The sequence below is a fragment of the Pseudomonas sp. C6002 genome (genome assembly GCF_013385805.1).
Taxonomy (GTDB): Bacteria; Pseudomonadota; Gammaproteobacteria; order Pseudomonadales; family Pseudomonadaceae; genus Aquipseudomonas.
Window position 1 is genome coordinate 253,235 of the sequence record NZ_JACAPH010000032.1, and the last position, 22,234, is coordinate 275,468.

Genomic DNA, 22,234 nt, shown 5'->3' on the forward strand with positions numbered 1-22,234 from the left:
GACCTAAACCCAAACCGCATCCCACAGCGGATAGTCGCCAATCCGCTCCACCAACCCTGCTCTTAATGGGTTGGCCACGACATACCGAGCCATCTTCACCAGGTCATCGTCCTTGCGCAGCGCACGATCATGAAAGCTGGTTTGCCATAGCCGCCCTTTGCGGCCCGTAACGCCATTAACGGTTCGAGTGCTTTTGGACTTCACCTGGCACATCAGGTCTCCCAATGAGCCTTTTTGCAGCTCAATCAACCAGTGAAAGTGGTCGGGCATGACCACCCAGGCCAGGGAGTTCGCCAGCCCTTGATACTGGGCGAGCCGGAATTGCCAGACCACCAGGCGGCCGAGATAAAAATCACTGAATATCGGCGCGCGTTCGTGGGTGTTGGTGGTGATCAGGTAGATGCGGTTGGACTCGCTGAATCGCCCGATGCGCAGGCGATGTGAAGCAGCTGGATCAGGCATTCCTTTGCCTCTCTTCAGGTGGGGTTCTGAGAGGCTAGATCGGGGAATCTGGAGATGATGGTTTGGCTTTGTGCAGGATGTGTCTGGGAGGGCGCTTTCGCGAGCAAGCCCGCTCCCACATTGGATCTGCGGCGTTTAAACAATTTATGTCTGGCACAAATTCAAATGTGGGAGCGGGCTTGCTCGCGAATCTTGAAGACGCTGCGGTCTATCAGTCCCGCTCACACCCCTTCAACACCAACCGAATAATCGTCTGCGCCGCCGCCTCATAATCCGCTTCATCCAACTTCGCCTTGCCGGTCACCGCCGAAATCTGCCAGTCAAAATCCGCATACGTCTGCGTCGCCGCCCAAATGCTGAACATCAGGTGATGCGGATCAATCGGCGCAATCAGCCCACGGTCCACCCAGCTCTGGATGCAGTCGATGTTGTGCTTGGCCTGGGCATTCAGCTGTTCCACCTGCTCGGGGCTCAAATGCGGGGCGCCGTGCATGATCTCACTGGCAAACACTTTCGAGGCAAACGGCAAATCCCGGGAGATGCAGATCTTCGAGCGGATGTACCCGCTCAGCACGGCCGAAGGGTCGCCATCAGGATTGAACGGTGTGGAGGCCGCCAGGATCGGCTCGATAATGCTTTCGAGCACCTCGCGATAGAGATTGTCCTTGGACTTGAAGTAGTAGTAGACGTTGGGCTTGGGCAGCCCGGCCTTGGCGGCGATGTCGCTGGTTTTGGTCGCGGCGAAGCCCTTGTCGGCAAACTCCTCACTGGCAGCCCGCAGGATCAGTTCTTTGTTGCGCTCGCGAATGGTGCTCATAGACCAGGAGGTTCCTTGCCAAGACAGGCGGTCTGGCATGGTAGCACCGGCTTTGCGCAGGGCTCAAGAATCCCGCCGCAGCCCTTGCATGGCGGGGCGCCCAGCTGACTTTGTCTGTCTTGATGCTGAACGCATTCACGGTCGTACAGGCACAGCTCCAGCGCGCTGCTAGAGTTCAGGCAGCGAGCGGCCATTTAGCCTGGCCGCCGCTTCCTGTTTTCGGCGTTCGAGAGAGAAACCCGTGGAGAAAAGCAGACGACGTACGTTCGCCTGGGCCGTTGGCACGTTGTTACTGGTAGCGTTGTTGATTGCCCTGGGTTTGCACTTCTTTGCAGGCGGGCACAAAGGCCGGCCGGCCGCCACCGGCGAACCGGTGGCCGTGGTGCCGGTGGTGTTGCAGGACGTGCCGGTGTATATCGACGCCCTCGGCACCGTCACCCCCACCCGCAGTGTGACCGTGGTCACCCAGGTCGATGGCATCCTCAGCAGCGTGGAATTCAAGGAAGGCCAGCACGTCAGCAAGGGCCAGGTGATTGCGCGGATCGATGACCGTGCTCTCAAGGCCCAACTGGCCGTGGCCAAGGGCACCCTGGCCCACGACCAGGCTGTGTTGAGCAATGCCCAGCGTGATCTGGTGCGCTACCGCGAACTGGTCAAGGCCGGCTCTACCAGCCAGCAAACCGTCGACACTCAGGCCTCGTTGGTCCAGCAACAACTGGGCACCGTGGCTGCCGACCAGGGCAATGTGCAGAACCTTGAAGTGCAGGTCGGCTACTGCACCATCACCTCGCCGGTCGACGGTGTGGTGGGCCTGCGCCTGGTCGACCCCGGCAATTACGTCACCACCACCAGCACCACCGGCATCGTGGTGATTACCCAGATGAACCCGGCCACCGTGGTGTTCGCGGTCCCCGAGGACGACCTGGGTGCAATCAACCAGGCCCTGGGCCGTGGCGCCGTGACGGTGTTGGCCTACGACCGCAACAAGAAAGCCCTGCTGGCCACCGGCAGCCTGTTGGCCCTGGACAACCAGGTAGACACCTCCACCGGCACCATCAAGGTCAAGGCGCAGTTCGATGATTCGGGCAGTGCGCTGTTCCCCAACCAGTTCGTCAATGCGCGCCTGAAGGCCGACACCCTGGCCCAGGTTGCCGTGGTGCCCACCCGGGCGATCCAGCATGGCAGCAAGGGCGATTTTGTGTTCGTGGTGAATGGCGACAAGGCCAGCCTGCGCAACATCAAGACCGGCCCATCGATGGGCGATGTGTCGGCGGTGCTCGAGAACGGCGTCAAGCCAGGCGAGCAGGTGATCACCGAAGGCGCCGACAAACTGGATGACGGTTCGGCCGTGAAGGTCGTCGCCCAGTGAGGAGCTGCCGAGCATGAACATTTCGCGGCCCTTTATCGAACGTCCCGTCGCCACCACCTTGATGATGGTCGCGGTGCTGTTGCTGGGCATATTGGGGTATCACCTGTTGTCGGTGTCGGCGTTGCCCGAAGTCGACTACCCGACCATCCAGGTCTTCACCCAATACCCCGGCGCCAGCCCGGACGTGGTCAGTTCCTCGATCACCGCGCCGCTGGAGCGCCAGCTCGGCGAGATGCCGGGCCTCAAGTCGATGAACTCCACCAGCTCCGACGGCGCTTCGGTGGTGACCCTGCAATTCGACCTGTCGCTGTCCCTGGATGTGGCAGAGCAGGAAGTGCAGGCCGCGATCAATGCCGCCGGCACCTTCCTGCCGGCCAACCTGCCGTACCCACCGGTATACAGCAAGGTCAATCCGGCGGATGCGCCGGTGCTGACCCTGTCCCTGACCTCCGATGTGTTGCCGCTGACCAAGGTCGAGGACCTGGCGGATACACGGCTGGCGCAGAAGATCTCGCAGATCACTGGCGTCGGCCTGGTGACCATCAGCGGCGGTCAGCGCCCGGCGGTGCGGGTCGAGGCGAATACCTCGGCGCTCAATAGCCTCGGCCTGTCCATTGATGACCTGCGCACCTCCCTCGGCACGGCCAACGTCAACCAGGCCAAGGGCAATATCGACGGCAAGTTCCAGGCGTATTCGATTGGTGCCAACGACCAGCTGCAATCGGCCGAGGAATACCGCGACCTGGTGATCGCCTATAAAAACGGCGCGCCGATTCGCCTGTCGCAGATCGCTAGTTCCACCCAGGGCCCGGAGAACCCGCGCCAGGCTGCGTGGACCAACAGCACGCCGTCGATTGTGCTGAACATTCAGCGCCAGCCCGGCGCCAATGTGATTCAGGTGGTCGACCGCGTGCAGCAATTGCTGCCCAAGCTGCGGGCCAGTTTGCCGGGTACCTTGAAGGTCGATGTGCTGACCGACCGCACGCAAACCATCCGCGCCTCGGTCACCGATGTGCAGTACGAACTGGCGGTGGCGGTGCTGCTGGTGGTGATCGTGATTTTCATTTTCCTGCGCGACGTTGCGGCGACGGTTATTCCGGCAGTCACCGTGCCGCTGACGCTGGTGGGCACCCTGGCGGTGGCTTATGCGCTGGGCTTTTCCCTGAACAACCTGACACTGATGGCGCTGACTATCGCCATCGGATTCGTGGTGGACGACGCCATCGTGATGATCGAAAACATCACGCGCTATATCGAGGCGGGCGACTCGCCGCTGGAGGCGGCGCTCAAGGGGTCGGAGCAAATCGGCTTCACGATTATTTCGCTGTCGATTGCGCTGATTGCAGTGATGATCCCGCTGCTGTTCATGGGCGATGTGGTCGGCCGGCTGTTCCGCGAATTCGCCATGACCGTGGCCGTGACCATCGTTATCTCGGCGTTCATCTCCCTGACGCTCACGCCGATGATGTGCGCGCGGATGCTCAAGAATAAGCACCAGGAACGCCGCGCGGATTTCTTCGACCGCATCAACACCCACTACGTGCGTGGCCTTGACTGGGTGTTGGCGCACCGCACCTTGACCCTGATCTCGATAGCGCTCACCGCCGCGCTGACCCTGATGATTCTGGTGATCATGCCCAAGGGCTTTTTCCCCGACCAGGACACCGGGCTGATCCAGGGTATTTCCCAGGCGGCGCCGACGGTTTCATTCCAGCAGATGCAGACCGAACAACAGCGCCTGGCCGCGCGAATCCTCAAGGACCCGGCGGTGCAAAGCCTGTCGTCCTTCGTCGGGATCGACCAGACCAACCCGACCATCAACCAGGGCAACCTGCTGATCAACCTCAAGCCCCGCGGCGAGCGTGACAGTGCCACCGAGGTGATCCGCCGGCTCTCCGATGCCAACGCCGACGACGCCGGGATCCGCCTGTACCTGCACTCGGTACAGGACCTGACCCTCGACGCCACGGTGTCCACCACCAGCTACCGCCTGGGCCTGCAAGCCACCGATCCGGACGAACTGGAAACGTGGACCAACAAGCTGCTGGCGGCGATCAAGCAAGACCCGATGTTCACCGACGTGCAAAGCCAGGCGATGCAATTCGGCAATCAGATCCAGCTGACCTTTGACCGCGCCACCGCCTCGCGCCTTGGTATCACGCCCCAGGCGATCGACGATGTGCTGTATGACGCCTTCGGCCAGCGCCAGGTCTCGACGATCTACACCCAGCTCAACCAGTACCACGTGGTGATCGCCACCGACCATCCGCCGCGCAACTTGCCGGACCTGCTCACCGGGTTGTACGTGGACATTCCTGGTGGCGGTGTGGCGCCGCTGTCGAGCATGGCGACCATGCAGGTGGTGCGCACGCCCGTGACCATCAACCGCCTGGGTCAGTTTCCGTATGCCGACGTGTCGTTCAACCTTGCTCCGGGCCAGACCCTTGGCACGGCAGTGACGCGGCTCAAGGACATCGAGGCCAAGGTCGGCTTGCCGCTGTCGGTGCAGGCCAACCTGGAAGGCGCGGCGGCGACGTTCGAACAGTCGCTGTCCAACCAGGTATTCCTGGTGGTGGCGGCGATTGTGGTGGTGTACCTGATGCTGGGGATTCTGTACGAGAGCTTCGTGCACCCGGTGACGATCCTTTCGACGCTGCTCTCGGCAGCGCTCGGGGCCTTGCTGGCGCTGCTGGTGACGGGCACGCAGTTCGACATCATCGGCCTGATCGGCATTGTGTTGCTGATCGGTATCGTGATGAAAAACGGCATCATGATGGTCGACTTTGCCCTGGAATTGTTACGCGAGGGCGGCCTGAGCCCCACGGCCGCGATCCGCCAGGCGGCAGAGTTGCGGTTCCGGCCGATCCTGATGACCAGCATGGCGTCGCTGTTCGGCGCGGTGCCGCTGGCGCTCGGTACGGGGATTGGTTCGGAGCTGCGTCACCCGCTGGGCATCGCGATTATCGGCGGGTTGTTGCTCAGTCAGTTGCTGACGCTGTTTTCCACGCCGGTGATCTTCCTCGCCATGCACGGCCTGGGGCAGCGCTTCAGCCGCCGCCCGGCTGAAGCGGTCTGATGGCAATGAACCTCAGCGCGCCGTTTGTTCGCCGCCCGATTGCAACCACCTTGATGGCGGCCGGCCTCGCGCTGTTTGGCGCGCTGGCCTTCATGCTGTTGCCGGTGGCGCCGTTGCCGGAGGTGGATTTCCCGACCATCAGCGTCAGCGCCTCGTTGCCCGGCGCCGATCCGACCACCGTCGCCAGTTCAGTGGCCACGCCCCTGGAGCGCCAGTTCGGGCAGATCGCCGGGGTCACGCAGATGACCTCATCCAGCAGCTTGGGCTCGGCGCGGATCATTTTGCAGTTCGACCTGAATCGCGACATCGACGGCGCCGCGCGGGATGTGCAGGCGGCGATCAATGCCGCCCGCAGCAACCTGCCCAGCGACCTGTCCGGCAACCCGACGTACCGCAAGGTCAACCCGGCGGATTCGCCGATTCTGATCATCAGCCTGACCTCCGACAGCGCCACGCCGGGGCAGATGTATGACGTGGCCTCGACCCTGCTGGAGCAGAAGTTGTTGCAGACCACCGGGGTCGGTGACGTGACGGTGGGCGGCGGCGCGCTGCCGGCGGTGCGGGTGGAATTGAACCCCGACCGGCTCAACCAGTACGGCGTGAGCCTGGAGCAGGTGCGCCAGGTGATCAACGCCTCCAACGTCAACTTGCCCAAGGGCAACGTGGCCATCGGTGATCGCAACTACGGCATTGCGGCGAATGACCAGTTGCTCGATGAAAAGGACTACGGGCCGCTGGTGGTCAAGGCCCACAACGGCGACCTGATCCATATCGCCGACCTGGGCTACGTGCGCGAAGACGTGCAGGACCTGCGCAACTTCGGCCTGTCCAACGGCAAGCCGGCGGTACTGCTGGTGGTGTTCAAGCAGCCGGGCGCCAACGTGATCGAAACGGTGGACGCGGTGAAAGCCTCGCTGCCGTTCCTGCAAAGCTCGATTCCGGCGACGATCAAGCTCAACCTGCTGATGGACCGCACCACCACCATTCGCGCCTCGTTGCATGACGTCGAGATCACGTTGCTGGTGTCGATCCTGCTAGTGACCCTGGTGACCTTCGGCTTCTTCCGCGACTGGCGCAGCACCCTGGTGCCGGCGATTGTGGTGCCGCTGTCGCTGCTCGGCACCTTCGGCGCGATGTACTTCCTCGGCTACAGCCTGAACAACCTGTCACTCATGGCGCTGACGATTTCCACCGGCTTTGTGGTGGACGATGCGATTGTGGTGGTGGAAAACATCATGCGCCACCTGGAGCGCGGCAAGACCCGGGTGGAAGCGGCGCTGGCCGGTGCCCAGGAAGTCGGCTTCACGGTACTGACCATCAGCGTGTCGCTGGTGGCGGTGTTTATTCCGCTGCTGCTGATGGGCGGGATTGTCGGGCGGCTGTTCCGCGAGTTTTCGGTGTCGTTGTCGGTGGCCATTGTGATCTCGATGCTGATCTCGCTGACGGTTACACCGATGCTCGCCAGCGTGCTGCTGCGCGCGCCGAAAGCGATTCATGAAGGTAATGAACACCCGGACTCGCGCTTTCACCGCTTCTACGATCGCACCCTCGGTTGGGTGATCGACCATACGGTGCTGATGGGTTTTGTGACGGTGTTAGTGATCGTGCTCGCCGGCGTGTTGTACGTGCTGGTGCCCAAGGGCTTTTTCCCCCAGGAAGACACCGGGCGCTTGCAGGGCAGCATCCTGGCGAACCAGAGCATTTCCTATGGGGCGATGCAGAAGGACTTCACCGAGATCAACCGCAAGGTGATGAAAAACCCGAACATCGAAACCGTCGCCGGGTTTGTCGGCGGTGGCGGAGGGGGCGGCGGGGCGGTCAACAGCGCGCAGATGTTTGTATTGCTCAAGCCCCTGGGCGAGCGCAAGGACAACGCCACCGAAATCATCGGCCAGATCCGCCGCAGCCTCGGCGACTTGCCGGGCACCAAGCTGTATTTGCAGTCGGCCCAGGACATCACCGTGGGTGGCCGGCAAAGTGGCGCGCAATACCAATACACCCTGACCGCCGATGACCAGGAGTCGCTGGACGAATGGGTGCCCAAGGTGGTGGCGGTGCTGCGCAAATTGCCGCAACTCACCGACCTCAATACCGACCAGCAAGACAACAGCTTGCTGGCCAATGTGCAAATCAACCGGGACACGGCGGCGCGCCTCGGGGTGAGTGTCTCGGCGGTCGACCAGACGCTGTACGACGCCTTTGGCCAGCGCCAGGTCGCGACCCTGTATCGCGCGGCCAACCAGTACCACGTGGTGATGGAAATCGCTCCGGAATACTGGACCGACCCTTCCGCGCTCAAGGGCATTTATGTGCCGACGGGCACCCAGGCCACGACCACCAAGGGCACCACGGCGGCGCCCAACCTGACCACCGGGCAGACCCTGGTGCCACTCTCGGCACTGGCGGATAACACGGTGGCGCGCACCGCAATTTCCATCAGTCACCAGGGCACGTTCCCGGCGGTGACAGTCTCGTTCAACCTGGCGCCCGGTACGTCCATCGGCCAGGCCACGGCGATGGTGGACGATGCGGTGAAGCAACTGCGCATGCCCGCCAGTGTGGTCGGTCAGTTTGCCGGTACGGCCCAGGTGTTCCAGTCGTCGGTGGCCAGTGAGCCACTGCTGATCGTCGCTGCGTTGCTGTGCGTGTATATCGTGCTGGGCATCCTCTACGAAAACCTGACGCACCCGCTGACCATTCTTTCGACCCTGCCCTCGGCCGGCGTCGGTGCGTTGATCGCCTTGCTGCTGACCGGCACCGAGCTGTCGATCATTGCGCTGGTGGGGGTGATTCTGTTGATTGGTATCGTGAAGAAAAACGCGATCATGATGATCGACTTCGCGATCACCGAGCGGCGGGAGTTCGGCCTCACGGCCAAGGAAGCGATTCGCCGGGCGTGCCTGATCCGTTTCCGGCCGATCATGATGACCACCCTGGCGGCGATCCTTGGCGCGCTGCCGCTGGTGCTCGGCACCGGTTATGGCTCTGAGTTGCGCCGGCCGTTGGGGATTTCGATTATTGGTGGCCTGCTGTTCAGCCAGGTGCTGACGCTGTACACCACCCCGGTGATCTACCTGTGGCTCGACCGGGCGTCACAGCGCCTGGGTCGGCGTAAGGAAGCAAGGTTATGAACGTGAAATACAGCGTGCTTTGCATCAGCCTGCTACTCGGCGGCTGCATGGTCGGGCCCGATTACCAGAAGCCCGCCATGGAGCTGCCGCAGTCGTTCAAGGAAGGCGCGCAGTGGCAGCGCGCGGCGGCTAACCCCCAAGGGGCGATGGACAGCCAGTGGTGGCTGGCCTATCAGGACCCGGTGCTGAACGACCTGGTGGCGCGCTCGGCCAAGGCCAACCAATCGATCATCGCGGCGGAGGCCGCGTACCGTTTGGCTCAGGCGCAGGTGGCGTCCAGCCGGGCCGGTTTGTGGCCGACGGTGGGCGTGGGGTTGTCGGGTTCGCGGGGAACGGCAGGCAGTGGTAGCGGCACGTCCACCACCGGTACCACGGCGGGCGGCGTGCAGAACAGTGTCAGCGCAACCTTGACCGCCAGTTGGGAGCCGGACCTGTGGGGCCTGGTGCGGCGCGGGATAGAGTCCAGCCAGGCGACGGCCCAGCAATCGGATGCGTTGCTGGCCGGGGTGCGGCTGTCCATCAGTTCCAGCGTGGCGAGTAACTACCTCGCCCTGCGGCAGATGGACATCGACGTGCGCCTGTTGCAGCAACAACAGAAGATCAACCAGCAACTGCTGGACATGATCCAGGTGCAGTTCACCCAGGGCGTCGCCACCAACGACCAGTTGCTGGTGGCTCAGGACCAGTTGACCACCTCGATTGCCGACCTGCAGACCTCCCTGCGCGACCGCGAGCAATACGAACACGCGCTGGCGGTGCTGGTGGGTGTGGCGCCGAGTGAATTCAGCGTGGCGGTGCGCAATGACTACAGCTTCGTGGTCCCGCGGCCACCGTTGACCTTGCCGTCGACCCTGCTGCAACGGCGTCCCGATGTGGTGGCGGCGGAGCGCTCGGCAGCGGCGGCCAACGCGAAAATCGGCGTGGCTGAAGCCGCATTCTTCCCGACCCTGGATCTTACTGCCGAGGCCGGTTACCGCGGCAGTGCGTTGGGCGGGTTGTTCTCCCTGCCCAATCGCATCTGGACGTTGGGCCCGGCGCTGGCGGAAACCCTGTTTGATGGCGGCGCCCGCGAAGCGGCGGTCAAGCAGGCCGAGGCCAGCTATGACCAGATCGCCGCGACCTACAAGGGCACCGTGCTCAGCGCCTTGCAGAACGTTGAAGACAACCTGTCGGCAATCAACCACCTGCAAACCCAGGCCGATGCGTTCCAGCAGGTGTACCAGCGTAATCAGCAACTGTTCGGCAGCCAGGAAGCACAGTTGCGCGCCGGCACCGTGAGCCAGGAGGCCGTGCTGACCCAGCAACTGGTGTTGCTGCAAGCCGAGCAGAATCTTCGCGACACCCAGGGCCAGCTCAGCCAGGGCAGTGTGGCGCTGATCCAGAGCCTTGGCGGGGGCTGGCAAACGCCTGCGCGCTGAACGGCTCGCTAACCCGGTGTGCGCCGCGTTATTCTCGGCGCACTTTGAATCACGGGAAGCCCGAGCCATGGCAGGAAGCAGTTTGCTGGTATTGATCGACGACATCGCCGCGGTGCTCGATGATGTGGCGTTGATGACCAAGATGGCCGCGAAGAAAACCGCCGGCGTGCTGGGGGACGACCTGGCGCTGAATGCCCAGCAAGTCTCCGGGGTGCGCGCCGAGCGGGAAATTCCGGTGGTGTGGGCGGTGGCCAAGGGCTCGTTCGTCAACAAGCTGATTTTGGTGCCGGCTGCGTTGCTGATCAGCGCGTTTGCGCCGTGGGCGGTGACACCGCTGTTGATGCTGGGCGGCGCTTATTTGTGTTTTGAGGGCTTCGAAAAACTCGCCCATAGCTTCTTCCACAAACGCACCGAAGAGCAGGCGCACCTGGTGGAAGCCGTGGCGGATCCGGCCACGGACCTGGTGGCCTTCGAGAAGGACAAGATCAAGGGCGCGATCCGTACCGACTTCATCCTCTCCGCCGAAATCATCGCCATCACCCTCGGTACCGTGGCCGATGCACCGCTGATGCAGCAAGTGATCGTGTTGTCGGGTATCGCCATCGTCATGACCATCGGCGTCTACGGCCTGGTGGCTGGTATCGTCAAACTCGATGACCTGGGCCTGTGGCTCACCCAGAAGCCCGGCCAGGCGGCGCGCAGCATTGGCGGGGCGATCCTGCGGGCGGCGCCGTACATGATGAAAAGCCTGTCGGTGATCGGTACGGCGGCGATGTTCATGGTCGGCGGTGGCATCCTGACCCATGGTGTGCCGGTGGTGCATCACTGGATCGAGACCGTGAGCCAGAGTACTGGCGGCCTGGCGTGGTTGATGCCGACGTTGCTCAATGCAGTGGCGGGGATCATTGCCGGGGCCGTGGTGTTGGCGGTGGTCAGCGCGGTGGGTAACCTCTGGAAGCGGGTGAGGGCATAGGCATTTGATCGAGCGACGGCAATTCAGCGGGGGCATGAAAGGCAAGAACCTCCGTTACCTGAATGAAAATCCCGGCGACGCCCGCCAGACGGTGCGTGCGGGATTTGTGTTGCTCGAACATTTTTCGCTGCCGGCGTTTACCCAGGCGCTGGATACGCTGATCACCGCCAACCTGCTGCGGCCCGCTTCTTTTTCTACCTCGACCTTCGGCTTGCGGGAAGGCGAGGTGATCAGTGACCTGGGGCTGGTGATCCGGCCCGATGCGCGGCTTGAGTCTTCGGTGCTTAAAGCGTTGGACCTGTTGGTGATATGCGGTGGCTATCGCACTGAACTGAAGGCTGCGGAGGAGTTTATCCACCTGCTGAAAAGCGCCTCGGAGCAGGGTGTGAGCCTGGCCGGTTTGTGGAATGGTGCGTGGTTCCTGGGGCGTGCGGGATTGCTGGGCGGCTACCGCTGCGCCGTGCACCCGGAACATCGCCCGGCCCTCGCTGATTTCTGCAAGGCGACGCAGGTCAGCAGCGAACCCTATGTGATTGATCGCGACCGGCTGACGGCATCGAGCCCTTCCGGTGCGTTTCATATGGCGCTGGACTGGATCAAGGGGCTGTACGGCAAAGCGCTGGTGGAGGGGATCGAGGACATCCTGGCGTTTGAGGAGTCGCGCTACCGGCGGGTGAAACCCACGGAAAACGTGTGCTTGAGCGCACCCCTGCGCGAGGTGGTCAACCTGATGGACGCCAACCTCGAAGAGCCTCTGGAGCTTGAGCAACTGGCCGTTTATGCGGGCCGTTCCCGACGCCAGTTGGAGCGTTTGTTCAAGGAGCAGCTTGGCACCACGCCCCAGCGTTATTACCTGGAACTGCGCATCACCGAGGCCCGTCGGCTGCTGCAACACACCGAGCTGTCCCAGGTGGACGTGCTGGTGGCCTGCGGGTTTGTCTCGCCGAGCCATTTCAGCAAGTGCTACAGCGCCTACTTTGGCTACAGGCCATCCAAGGAAAAGCGCCTGGTCAAATAGCCTGAGATTGGCATTCGCCACAAATATAGATACGATGCTAATCATTAGCTTGCTATCTATATGTGGGTTTAATGAAATCCTCCACCTTCCAGCTCCCTGATTTCTGGCAGGCGACGTTGACCCCGTCCCGTAGCGATCTGCTGTTTGCCTTGCGCAACATGATCGCCGGCGGGGTCGCGTTGTACCTGGCCTTCTGTTTTGACTTGCAGCAACCGCAATGGGCCCTGACCACCGTATTTATCGTGGGCCAGTCCACCAGCGGCATGGTCCTGGCCAAAGGCGCCTATCGGCTGGTGGGTACGTTTGTCGGGGCCATGGTTTCCATTGCGATGATCGGCGTGTTTGGCCAGGCGCCGCTGCTGTTCCTGCTGTGCATGGCGCTGTGGCTGGCGTTCTGCACCACGGGGGCATCCTTGCTGCGCAATCATGCGTCCTATGGGTTTGTGCTGGCGGGGTACACCACGGCGATTATTGCGCTACCCGCTACGGCGGCACCGCTGGGAGTGTTCGATGAGGCGGTGGCACGCTGCCAGGAGATCAGCCTGGGGATTCTTTGTGCCTCCATCGCCAGTACGATTCTGTGGCCGCGCCGGGTCGAGCAGGTGCTGGCGGTTCAGGCGCGCGCCGCCTGGCAGGCCGGGGTGCGGGCTGCCGCTTCGGAGCTGTTGGGTACCGACCAGCGTAAAGGCTTGCTCGAAGCATTGAGCCGCCTGGTGGCGGTGGACAGCCAGCGCGACCATGCCTGGTTTGAAGGGCCCAAGGGCCGGCGCCGCTCCCAGGCCTTGCGGGTGCTCAGCCGTGATCTGCTTAGCCTGCTGCGGGCGGCGCGGGGCGTGGCGCGCCAGCGGATGATGCTCGATGAAACGGCGGCGGTCGGGCCACTGATTGAAGCGGTGGCTTCGGCGTTGCAGCAGGAGCGTCTTGATGAACTGCCCGAGTTGTCACAACGGCTTGGCCTGGCGTTGCAGGATCCGCAGCTTGGCCAGGAGGCGCACTTTTGCCTGGTGCAACTGGCGCAGGTGTTGCGCTTGATTGAGCTGGGTGCATTGACGCTGTCGGCGGTCGAGCAGGGCAGGGTGCCGCCCGGCGCACCGGGGGCGATGTCCTGGCACCGGGATATCGAGCAGGGGGTGCTTGGCGGGCTGCGCAGTGCGTTGGCGTTTCTGGCGGTCGCGGCGTTCTGGATCTTTACGGCATGGCCTTCGGGTTTGGGCGCGGTATCGATTTGTGGCGTGGTGTTGAGCCTGTTTGCAGCGCGGGAAAACCCGTCGGCCTCCAGCCTGAATTTCCTCAAGGGCATAGCGCTGTCGATCCCGGTGGCCGGTTTTGTGTGCTTCGTGCTGTTGCCCGGCTTCGATGGCTTTCCCCTGTTATGCCTGGCGTTGGGAGTGCCGCTGTTTTTCGCCTCATTGTGCATGAGCCGCCTCAAGCTGGCGGCCACGGCCTCGGCGTTCTGCATCTTTTTCGTCAACAACGTCGGGCCCAGCAATGTGATGACCTATGACTTCGCCGCGTTCCTCAACAAGGCCATCGCGACGTTGGTGGGTGTCGGGATTGCCGTGGTGGTGTTTCGGCTGATCCAGCTCAATCCCGGCGAGCATCACTATCGGCGGATGTTCAAGGCGTCGCTGTTCGACCTGGCGCAATTGACTTCCCGTCCCCTGGAGCAGGCTGAAAGCTGGTTTGGCGGGCGCATGGCGGACCGGCTGATTCGCCTGTCGCGCTACAGCGAAACCTTGCCTGCCGATCGCCGTGTCCACTGGGATAACGGATTGCTGGGGCTGGACCTGGGGGATGAGTTGCTGGAGTTGCGCGCCTGCCTGGCGGACAGCCGGGGTGCGTTGGCGATTGAGCGCGATCGCTATTTGCGGGCATTGGAGTCGGTGTTGGAGGAGGGGGGGCCGAGCGTGGCGAATGAGTCGCTGATGGATGCGGCCAGCGTTGCGATGCTTGAAGCGCTTGAACAGCCTTCGGGATTGGCGGAGCAGGATCGGGAAATGGCCAGGGCGGCAGTGCTGCAACTGCGGTTTACGTGGCGTAAGTGGTGTCGGCGGGGGGTGTAGGCGCTGGCAAGCCAGCGCCTACACGGGGCATTACTCGGCGATCTGCAACTTGCGCGCCTCGGTGTACACGTAGCGCACCTTTTCATACTCGAACGGCGAGTTCATCTGGCCGTAGCGGAAGCTGGTCTGGTAGCGCTTGTCGACGGCGCGCAGGGCCCAGATTTCCGGGTGGTTTTCGCTGACCTTGGACACGTTCAGGAAGTTGATCTCGGTCTCGGCGCCGTAGTCCACCAGCAGGCCGGTGGTATCCCGCAGGTTCGACGGACCAAATAGCGGCAGCACCAGGTAGGCGCCGCCCGGTACACCGTAGAAGCCCAGGGTCTGGCCGAAGTCTTCGCTCTGGCGCGGCAGGCCCATGGCGGTGGCCGGGTCCCACAGGCCGGCGATGCCGATGGTGGTGTTGAGCAGCAGGCGCCCGGTGGTTTCCAGGGAACGATGGCCCTTGAGCTGCAGCAGGCTGTTCAGCAGGTTGGGTACATCCCCGAGGTTGTTGAAGAAGTTGCTGACGCCGGTACGCAGGAAGCTTGGGGTGACATAGCGGTAACCGTCCACCACGGGCAGGAACACCCACTGGTCGAAGCGGTAGTTGAAGTGGTAGACCCGGCGGTTCCACGACTCCAGCGGGTCGTAGACATTCAGGGCGTTGACCGACGAGCGCTCGAACTCACGCTGGTCCAGGCCAGGGTTGAACTTGAGGTGGCTCAGGGGCTCCTTGAAGCCGTCGGAGTCCACTACGGTCGGCGTGTGGGCCTTGCTGTTGTCGGCATTGGCCACGCCCGCGCACATCAGGGCGGCGAGCAGCAGAAGATATTTAGCCACGGAAGAACTCCAGCATGGCGTCGGCGTTGACGCGGTAGTTGAGGTTGCCGCAATGGCCGCCCAGGGGGTAGACGGTCAAGCGATCGCCGAAGGTTTTACGCAGGAAGCCAAGGTCGCCAGGGCCCAGGATCACGTCGTCGGCGTTGTGCATGACGGCGATTTTCGGGCTGTCGTGCAGGTAGTCCTTGAGGGCATACAGGCTGACCTGGTCAACCAGTTGCAGCAGGCTGCCGCCGTCGGAACGGGCGCGCCACATCGGGATCACCTGTTCGGTGAGGTAGCAGTCGAAGTCGCACTGCAGCGCACGCTTGAGGAACGGCGTGAGGCTGGTGCCTTCGCTGATCGGGTACTTGGGCGGGATGATCAGGCCGCGACGGTTGATCAGGTCCGAGGTGAAGGCAATGTCGGCCGCCGAGAAGCGGAACGAGGTGCCGATCAGCATCGCCATCTGTTCGTTGGTCAGGTGTTCCTTGGAGTTCTGGAAGTCGTAGAGCAGGGCATCGTTGAGGTCGATGTAGCCCTTTTGCTGGAAGTAGCGGGTCAGCTTGTTCAACACCAGCTCATAGAAGGTGGTGCTGTTGTTGATGCCCTTGACCTCGGTCTGCACCAGCTTGTCGAGGTTGGTGATCGAGGTATAGAGGTTGACCGGCGGGTTCAGCAGCAGGACTTTCTTGAAGTTGAAGCTGCGACGGGTTTCATCCAGCTTGCTGACAAAGGCTGCGTCGAGGGCGCCGAGGCTGTAGCCGGTGAGGTAGAAGTCGGTCACGGGCAGCGTCGGGTTTTGCGCGCGTACGGCCTGCATCACGCGGTACATGTCTTCGGCGTCTTCCTGGCTGATGCCGGGAGTGGCGAAGCGCGAGGCGGCGGCGATGAAGTCGAAGCTGGTGGGGGACGACAGCTGGACGACGTGGTAACCGGCCTTGTAGTAGAGCTTTTTCAGGTATTCGTTGATGGTGCTGTCAAAGCGTGCGCCGGTGCCGGCGATCAGGAAGATCAGCGGTGCGGCACGGTCCTGCTTGGCGATGCGGTAGGTGAGTTTCTTCACCGCCCAGAAGTTGTCAGGCAGGCTGAACTCGCGCTCGGGACGCATCGTCAGGGTGTAGTCGGACTGATTGATTTGATCGTCCGATGGCAGTTCCGGCCGCAGGTTCGGCGGGGTAGTGGCGATGGTCGCTTCAAACGGGTTGGTCAAAGGGTAGCCATAGCTGGCCTGGTCGATATCGACCGCCAGTGCTGACGCACTCAGAAAAAGGCTGCCCAACAGGGCCGCACAGCGCAAGGAACGGAGCATGACTAAATCCCTAAGAGGAAAACGTGCTGAAGTGGAGTTCGCAGGCTATGACCACCGCGTTGCTGCCGAAGTGCCAGCCTTCGGCACTAAAAGTCGGAAAAAACGTCGGAATCGGGGTAATAGTAGCGAGACGATACACTTTGGCACGCCTTAATGAACACTTATCTGTTTGCAAAACTTGCCAACGGCCACCGGGGGATTAAGCTGGGCGCCGTTTTCGCCTATCGGAGTGCCCCATGTCCCGCCGTTTTCCGCTGATCCTGTTGCTTATTGCCCTGCCGCTTTGGCTGGCCGCCAGTTATGGCGCGCGTTACGGATTCATGGAGGATGGCCGTTGGGTGGGCATTTGCGCTGACGAAGCCAGCCGCTGGGAATGCCAGGTGCGTTCCAACCTGGGGTTGATGATTCACTTCAAGGTGCTGGGCTGGGCGGCGCTGGTCACGGCGGTGCTGGCGTTTTTCGTGCCGGGCCGGGCCGGGTGGGGTTTGGCGGTGTTGGCGCTGGTGTTCGGGTTTCCGGCGTTGGCGTTGTACAACACGACCTTTGCGGTGTTTGCGGTGGTGATTGCGGGGTTGCGGTTGGTCCGTAAGCCTCGCGTTGCCTGACAGGGCCTCTTCGCGAGCAAGCCCGCTCCCACATTTGACCGAGTACATCCCTTGGAATGCGGTCGAGTGTGGGAGCGGGCTTGCTCGCGAAAGCGGTCTTAAGCCTTGCGCACCCGCAAGCAACGCCACAATGCTGCAACCATGAGCAGGCTCACCACCGCCCAACCCCACGCCTGCTGGTTCATCAACCCTTCACGGAACAACTGCGGCGCAATGCCGGCACCGATGATGAACGCCAGCAACGCAATCTCCCGCCGCAGCCCGCTCACCGGACGCACCAGGTACACCAGCGCCGGCAGCACCAGCGCGGCACTCGGGAAGCTGCGGTAACGCGGGTCAAATACCAGCGCCAGCATCATGACCGCACCGGCAAACCCGGCGATTGCCACCAGCCAGCCAGCGCGCTGCTCCAGCCAGTTGAAGGCGCGTTCGCGCCAACCTTCTCGCGCACTCATCGCCAGGGCCGCGTGAGCCAGTACCGCAAGGTTCAAGGCCACCAGCAATCCAGCCCACACCCACTCATCCGTGAAGCGCGCGGTGACCCGGTTCAACTCGGCCCAGGTGCCGATCGAGCAGGCCGCCACGGCGCCCAGCAATGGCAACAACAACGCAGCCCGGGCCGTGCGCACGCGGCCACCCAGCAGCAGCGTGCCCAGCAGGATAATCCCGCCAACCCCCAGCCACAGCGGCCAGTACGGCACATTGGTCACCGGGCCGGCGAGCACGCCCTTGTCCTGGCGGTCCGCATCAAACAGGCCCCAGTAACCCCCCACCGCCCCTTCACTGGCACGTTTCCACGGCTGGTCAAAGGCTTCGATCAGGTTGTAGTGCCAGCCATTGGCTTCGGCCATGGCCACGAACCCGCGCATGAATTTCGCTTCGTTGACCCGGCTCGGCACCGCCGTTTCCCGCTGGCGGCCTTCGCTCGGCCAGCCGGTCTCGCCGATCATCACGTCCTTGGGGGCGAACTTGTTGCCGAAGGTCTGGCGCACATCGCCCACGTGCTTGAGCGCCTGGTCGATGCCCGAGGGGTCATCTTCCCAGTAAGGCAGCAGGTGGATGGTCAGGAAGTCCACGGCCGGGGCGATTTCCGGGTGTTGCAGCCAGAACTCCCACACATCGGCATAGGTGACCGGTTGCTTGATATGGTCCTTGACGTGATGGATCAACTTGACCAACTGCCCGGCGGTGACTTCCTTGCGCAGCAGGGTTTCGTTGCCGACGATCACCGAGGTGACGACGTCGGGGTTGGCATTGGCCGAAGCGATCAGTGCCTCGACTTCCTTGGCGGTGGCCACCGGATCACTGCTGACCCATGCGCCGCTCATCAGCTTCAGGCCGTGTTTGCGTGCCAGTGCCGGCAAGTCTTCAAGGCCGGTCTGGGAGTAGGTGCGAATGCATTCGAAACGGGTGGCCAGCAACGCCAGGTCGGCGTCCATGCGCTCGGGGCGCAGTTTGAACGGCTGGTCGAACGGCGACTGGTCTTTGTCGAAGGGCGTGTAGGACGCACATTGCAGCTTGTGGCTGGCGCTGGCCACGTCCGGCAGCACCACCGGTTGGCCAAGGCCGTACCAATAGCCGCCGAGGGCCAGCACACCAAGGATCAGGGCAAATAAATAGGGCAGGAGCGGGAAACGTGCAGTCGCGGGCATGATCAGGCCGTCTGGGGGCAAAGGCGCGCATCTTACCCGGATTTGAGCCGTCCCAGTGGGGCCGCATAATTTTGACATGCAAAGTTCGGGCGGGATCGTCGGTGAATGTCCTACAAATCATCCTGCTGGCGATGTGATGTCGTTTCTTGCTTACCTGAGGTCGCAGTCAGAGCAGGTCGCTTGTGGCAGCAGGTTGATGATCGAAGTGTCAGCCCTCCACTGATGAGGCACCCACGTGATCCATGCGCGTGAAGGGGGCGCGGTGCACCACATAACAACAGGTTGACGTCGCTCGGCATCCGCCGGGCGCAGCACTTTCGGGGAAGCACTATGAAGATGCGACGACTCTTGGGCGCAGCTGCCACTCTGGTAGTTGCGATGAGCTCCACACTGGCCAGCGCCGACAGCAAAACCCTGAGCATCGGCTATGTGGATGGCTGGTCGGACAGTGTCGCCACCACCCACGTGGCGGCAGAAGTGATCAAGCAAAAGCTCGGTTATGACGTGAAACTGCAAGCGGTCGCCACCGGGATCATGTGGCAAGGCGTGGCCACCGGCAAACTCGACGCCATGCTCTCCGCCTGGTTGCCGGTGACCCACGGTGAATACTGGGCCAAGAACAAGGACAAGGTGGTCGACTACGGCCCCAACTTCAAGGACGCCAAGATCGGCCTGATCGTGCCTGAGTACGTGAAAGCCAAATCCATCGAAGACCTCAAGACCGACACCACCTTCAAGAACAAGATCGTGGGTATCGACGCCGGTTCAGGTGTGATGCTCAAGACCGACGAAGCAATCAAGGCCTATGGCCTGGACTACAAGCTGCAAGCCAGTTCGGGCGCGGCGATGATCGCCGAGTTGACCCGTGCCGAAGACAAACAGGAATCCATTGCGGTCACCGGCTGGGTGCCACACTGGATGTTCGCCAAGTGGAAACTGCGTTTCCTGGACGACCCAAAAGGAATTTATGGTGCTGCTGAGACCGTCAACAGCATCGGCAGCAAAGGCCTGGAAAAGAAAGCCCCGGAAGTCGTGGCGTTCCTGAAGAAATTCCAGTGGGCCTCCAAGGATGAAATCGGCGAAGTCATGCTGGCGATCCAGGAGGGCGCCAAGCCTGAAGCGGCAGCCAAGGACTGGGTGGCCAAGCACCCTGAGCGCGTCGCCGAGTGGACTGCTAAGTAAGTCTCTTGTGGGAGCTGGCTTGCCTGCGATGCAGACGCCTCGGTGCACTTGATGTATCGAGGTAATCCTATCGCGGGCAAGCCCGGCTCCCACATTATTTCGCCCCCGCAATTATTCCTGCACCTTCAATATCCCTCGCTACACTCCTTCTACTACTAAGGTCGTCTGGAACCTGTTCCTCAGCCGCATACAGTGGATATGTTCCAATAATAAAAAGCTGTGCTGCGAGGATAAAAACAATGAACGACAGCATTTACCTCTCGATTCAAAACAGCCCGCGTTTCAAGGAGCTGGTTAGTAAAAGGGAAAGATTCGCCTGGATTCTCTCGGCAATCATGCTTGGGCTTTACTCCGCTTTCATTCTTCTGATTGCCTATGGGCCGCAAATACTGGGGGCCAAGATCAGCCCCGGTTCGTCCATTACGTGGGGGATCCCGATCGGGGTCGGGCTGATTGTGTCGGCCTTCGTCCTCACCGGCATCTATGTACGACGCGCCAACGGCGAATTCGACGACCTGAACAATGCGATTCTCAAGGAGGCTGCGCAATGATCCGTCGTCTATTGGCTGTACTCGGCGCTTCGGCCTTTGCACCTGCCGTTTGGGCGGCCGATGCATTGACCGGCGAAGTGCATAAACAACCGCTGAATATCGCAGCGATCCTGATGTTCGTGGCCTTTGTTGGCGCGACCTTGTGCATCACCTACTGGGCGTCCAAGCGCAACAAGTCGGCGGCCGACTACTATGCGGCCGGCGGCAAGATCACCGGGTTCCAGAACGGTTTGGCGATTGCCGGTGACTACATGTCGGCAGCCTCCTTCCTGGGGATTTCCGCGCTGGTGTTCACCTCCGGCTACGATGGCCTGATCTACTCCATCGGCTTCCTGGTGGGCTGGCCGATCATTCTGTTCCTGATCGCCGAGCGCCTGCGTAACCTGGGCAAATACACCTTTGCCGACGTGGCGTCCTATCGCCTGGGGCAAACCCAGATCCGCAGCCTGTCGGCCTGTGGCTCTTTGGTGGTGGTGGCGTTCTACCTGATCGCGCAGATGGTAGGCGCGGGCAAGCTGATCCAGCTGCTGTTCGGCCTGGATTATCACGTCGCGGTGATCCTGGTAGGCATCCTGATGTGCCTCTATGTGTTGTTCGGCGGCATGCTGGCGACCACCTGGGTGCAGATCATCAAGGCAGTGCTGTTGCTGTCCGGTGCCTCGTTCATGGCGCTGATGGTGATGAAACACGTCAACTTCGACTTCAACATGCTGTTTGCCGAGGCGATCAAGGTTCACCCTAAAGGTGAAGCGATCATGAGCCCGGGCGGCCTGGTGAAAGACCCGATTTCGGCGTTCTCCCTCGGCCTGGCACTGATGTTCGGTACCGCCGGCCTGCCGCACATCCTGATGCGCTTCTTCACTGTGAGTGACGCAAAGGAAGCGCGCAAGAGCGTGCTGTATGCCACTGGCTTCATCGGCTACTTCTATATCCTGACCTTCATCATCGGCTTCGGCGCGATCCTGCTGGTCAGCACCAACCCGGCGTTCAAGGATGCTGCAGGTGCCTTGCTCGGCGGTAACAACATGGCGGCGGTGCACCTGGCCAACGCGGTGGGCGGCAGTATCTTCCTGGGCTTCATCTCGGCCGTGGCGTTTGCCACCATCCTGGCAGTGGTTGCCGGTTTGACCCTCGCGGGTGCTTCGGCGGTGTCCCATGACCTGTACGCCAGCGTGATCAAGAAAGGCAAGGCCAACGAGAAGGATGAGATTCGCGTATCGAAGATCACCACCATCGCCCTGGCAGTACTGGCGATTGGCTTGGGCATCCTGTTTGAAAGCCAGAACATCGCGTTCATGGTGGGCCTGGCGTTCTCCATTGCGGCCAGCTGTAACTTCCCGGTGCTGCTGCTTTCCATGTACTGGAAAAACCTTACTACCCGCGGTGCGATGATTGGTGGCTGGCTGGGCTTGATCAGTGCCGTTGGCCTGATGATCCTCGGCCCGACCATCTGGGTCTCGATCCTGCACCATGAGAAGGCGATCTTCCCTTACGAGTACCCGGCGCTGTTCTCGATGATCATTGCGTTCATCGGCATCTGGTTCTTCTCCATCACCGACAAATCGGCGGCGGCAGAGAAGGAACGTGCGCTGTACTTCCCGCAGTTTGTGCGTTCGCAAACTGGCCTGGGGGCGAGTGGGGCGGTAAGCCACTAAGCGTGTAACGTTACAAAAACAGCCCCGGTCGTGAGATCGGGGCTTTTTTTTGCCTTTATTGGTAACAGATACGACAAAACTGTTTCTCAAATCCGGCACAAATAAAAACGGCCTCTCTATCAAGGGAGGCCGTTTTCAGTGTAGCCAAGTAG

Annotated in this window: 16 protein-coding genes; 11 read left to right on the forward strand and 5 right to left on the reverse strand. The window is 61.9% G+C overall.

Features of this window, described 5'->3' with window-relative positions; genetic code table 11:
- Window positions 1-3: 3 nt before the first annotated feature.
- Both HX817_RS24710 and HX817_RS24715 read right to left on the reverse strand, forming a co-directional pair.
- On the reverse strand, window positions 4-462 hold the full coding sequence (locus HX817_RS24710; protein ID WP_177041464.1) for a transposase: 459 nt from the start codon (window positions 460-462) through the stop codon (window positions 4-6).
- Between the two features lie 211 nt (window positions 463-673).
- Window positions 674-1,279: a TetR/AcrR family transcriptional regulator gene (locus HX817_RS24715; RefSeq protein WP_003210590.1), complete on the reverse strand. Its 606-nt coding sequence runs from the start codon at window positions 1,277-1,279 to the stop codon at window positions 674-676.
- Window positions 1,280-1,520: 241 nt separating this feature from the next.
- On the opposite strand from HX817_RS24715, the gene HX817_RS24720 reads away from it, so the two are divergent.
- The 7 genes from HX817_RS24720 (at window position 1,521) to HX817_RS24750 (ending at window position 14,327) form a co-directional block, all read left to right on the forward strand.
- Window positions 1,521-2,648: an efflux RND transporter periplasmic adaptor subunit gene (locus tag HX817_RS24720; RefSeq protein ID WP_177035111.1), complete on the forward strand. Its 1,128-nt coding sequence runs from the start codon at window positions 1,521-1,523 to the stop codon at window positions 2,646-2,648.
- 13 nt (window positions 2,649-2,661) lie between these two features.
- On the forward strand, window positions 2,662-5,724 hold the full coding sequence (locus tag HX817_RS24725; RefSeq protein WP_177041466.1) for an efflux RND transporter permease subunit: 3,063 nt from the start codon (window positions 2,662-2,664) through the stop codon (window positions 5,722-5,724).
- Between the two features lie 5 nt (window positions 5,725-5,729).
- Window positions 5,730-8,855: an efflux RND transporter permease subunit gene (locus tag HX817_RS24730; protein WP_043226017.1), complete on the forward strand. Its 3,126-nt coding sequence runs from the start codon at window positions 5,730-5,732 to the stop codon at window positions 8,853-8,855.
- Window positions 8,852-10,273, forward strand: a complete 1,422-nt coding sequence (locus tag HX817_RS24735) for an efflux transporter outer membrane subunit (protein ID WP_177019607.1) — start codon at window positions 8,852-8,854, stop codon at window positions 10,271-10,273. Before HX817_RS24730 ends, HX817_RS24735 begins: the two co-directional genes overlap by 4 nt.
- A gap of 67 nt (window positions 10,274-10,340) precedes the next feature.
- Window positions 10,341-11,246, forward strand: coding sequence for a DUF808 domain-containing protein (locus HX817_RS24740; RefSeq protein WP_003210585.1), 906 nt, complete (start codon window positions 10,341-10,343; stop codon window positions 11,244-11,246).
- 34 nt (window positions 11,247-11,280) lie between these two features.
- Entirely contained in the window at window positions 11,281-12,264 is a 984-nt protein-coding gene (locus HX817_RS24745; protein WP_003210584.1) for a GlxA family transcriptional regulator, read from the forward strand.
- A gap of 71 nt (window positions 12,265-12,335) precedes the next feature.
- Window positions 12,336-14,327: an FUSC family protein gene (locus HX817_RS24750; RefSeq protein WP_177035109.1), complete on the forward strand. Its 1,992-nt coding sequence runs from the start codon at window positions 12,336-12,338 to the stop codon at window positions 14,325-14,327.
- A 30-nt stretch (window positions 14,328-14,357) separates the two neighbouring features.
- Here HX817_RS24750 and HX817_RS24755 read toward each other — a convergent pair whose 3' ends face one another.
- Both HX817_RS24755 and HX817_RS24760 read right to left on the reverse strand, forming a co-directional pair.
- Complete coding sequence (locus tag HX817_RS24755) at window positions 14,358-15,146, reverse strand: VacJ family lipoprotein (protein WP_003210582.1); 789 nt, start codon at window positions 15,144-15,146, stop codon at window positions 14,358-14,360.
- Window positions 15,139-16,437 carry a hypothetical protein gene (locus HX817_RS24760; protein ID WP_003210581.1) on the reverse strand — a complete coding sequence of 433 codons (1,299 nt, stop codon included), beginning with the start codon at window positions 16,435-16,437 and terminating at the stop codon, window positions 15,139-15,141. The genes HX817_RS24755 and HX817_RS24760 overlap by 8 nt, the downstream gene beginning before the upstream one ends.
- 236 nt (window positions 16,438-16,673) lie before the next feature.
- Here HX817_RS24760 and HX817_RS24765 point away from each other — a divergent pair, with 236 nt between their 5' ends.
- Window positions 16,674-17,042: a hypothetical protein gene (locus tag HX817_RS24765; RefSeq protein WP_003210580.1), complete on the forward strand. Its 369-nt coding sequence runs from the start codon at window positions 16,674-16,676 to the stop codon at window positions 17,040-17,042.
- A gap of 98 nt (window positions 17,043-17,140) precedes the next feature.
- Here the strand turns inward: HX817_RS24765 and HX817_RS24770 are convergent, their stop codons facing one another.
- Window positions 17,141-18,694, reverse strand: a complete 1,554-nt coding sequence (locus HX817_RS24770) for a glycosyl hydrolase family 17 protein (RefSeq protein ID WP_177035107.1) — start codon at window positions 18,692-18,694, stop codon at window positions 17,141-17,143.
- A gap of 330 nt (window positions 18,695-19,024) precedes the next feature.
- Between HX817_RS24770 and HX817_RS24775 the strand changes: the two genes are divergently transcribed.
- The 3 genes from HX817_RS24775 (at window position 19,025) to HX817_RS24785 (ending at window position 22,082) form a co-directional block, all read left to right on the forward strand.
- Window positions 19,025-19,876, forward strand: a complete 852-nt coding sequence (locus tag HX817_RS24775; protein ID WP_008433997.1) for a glycine betaine ABC transporter substrate-binding protein — start codon at window positions 19,025-19,027, stop codon at window positions 19,874-19,876.
- Window positions 19,877-20,115: 239 nt separating this feature from the next.
- Window positions 20,116-20,427 carry a DUF485 domain-containing protein gene (locus HX817_RS24780; RefSeq protein ID WP_003210577.1) on the forward strand — a complete coding sequence of 104 codons (312 nt, stop codon included), beginning with the start codon at window positions 20,116-20,118 and terminating at the stop codon, window positions 20,425-20,427.
- Complete coding sequence (locus HX817_RS24785) at window positions 20,424-22,082, forward strand: cation acetate symporter (protein WP_003210576.1); 1,659 nt, start codon at window positions 20,424-20,426, stop codon at window positions 22,080-22,082. Before HX817_RS24780 ends, HX817_RS24785 begins: the two co-directional genes overlap by 4 nt.
- Window positions 22,083-22,234: the final 152 nt, after the last annotated feature.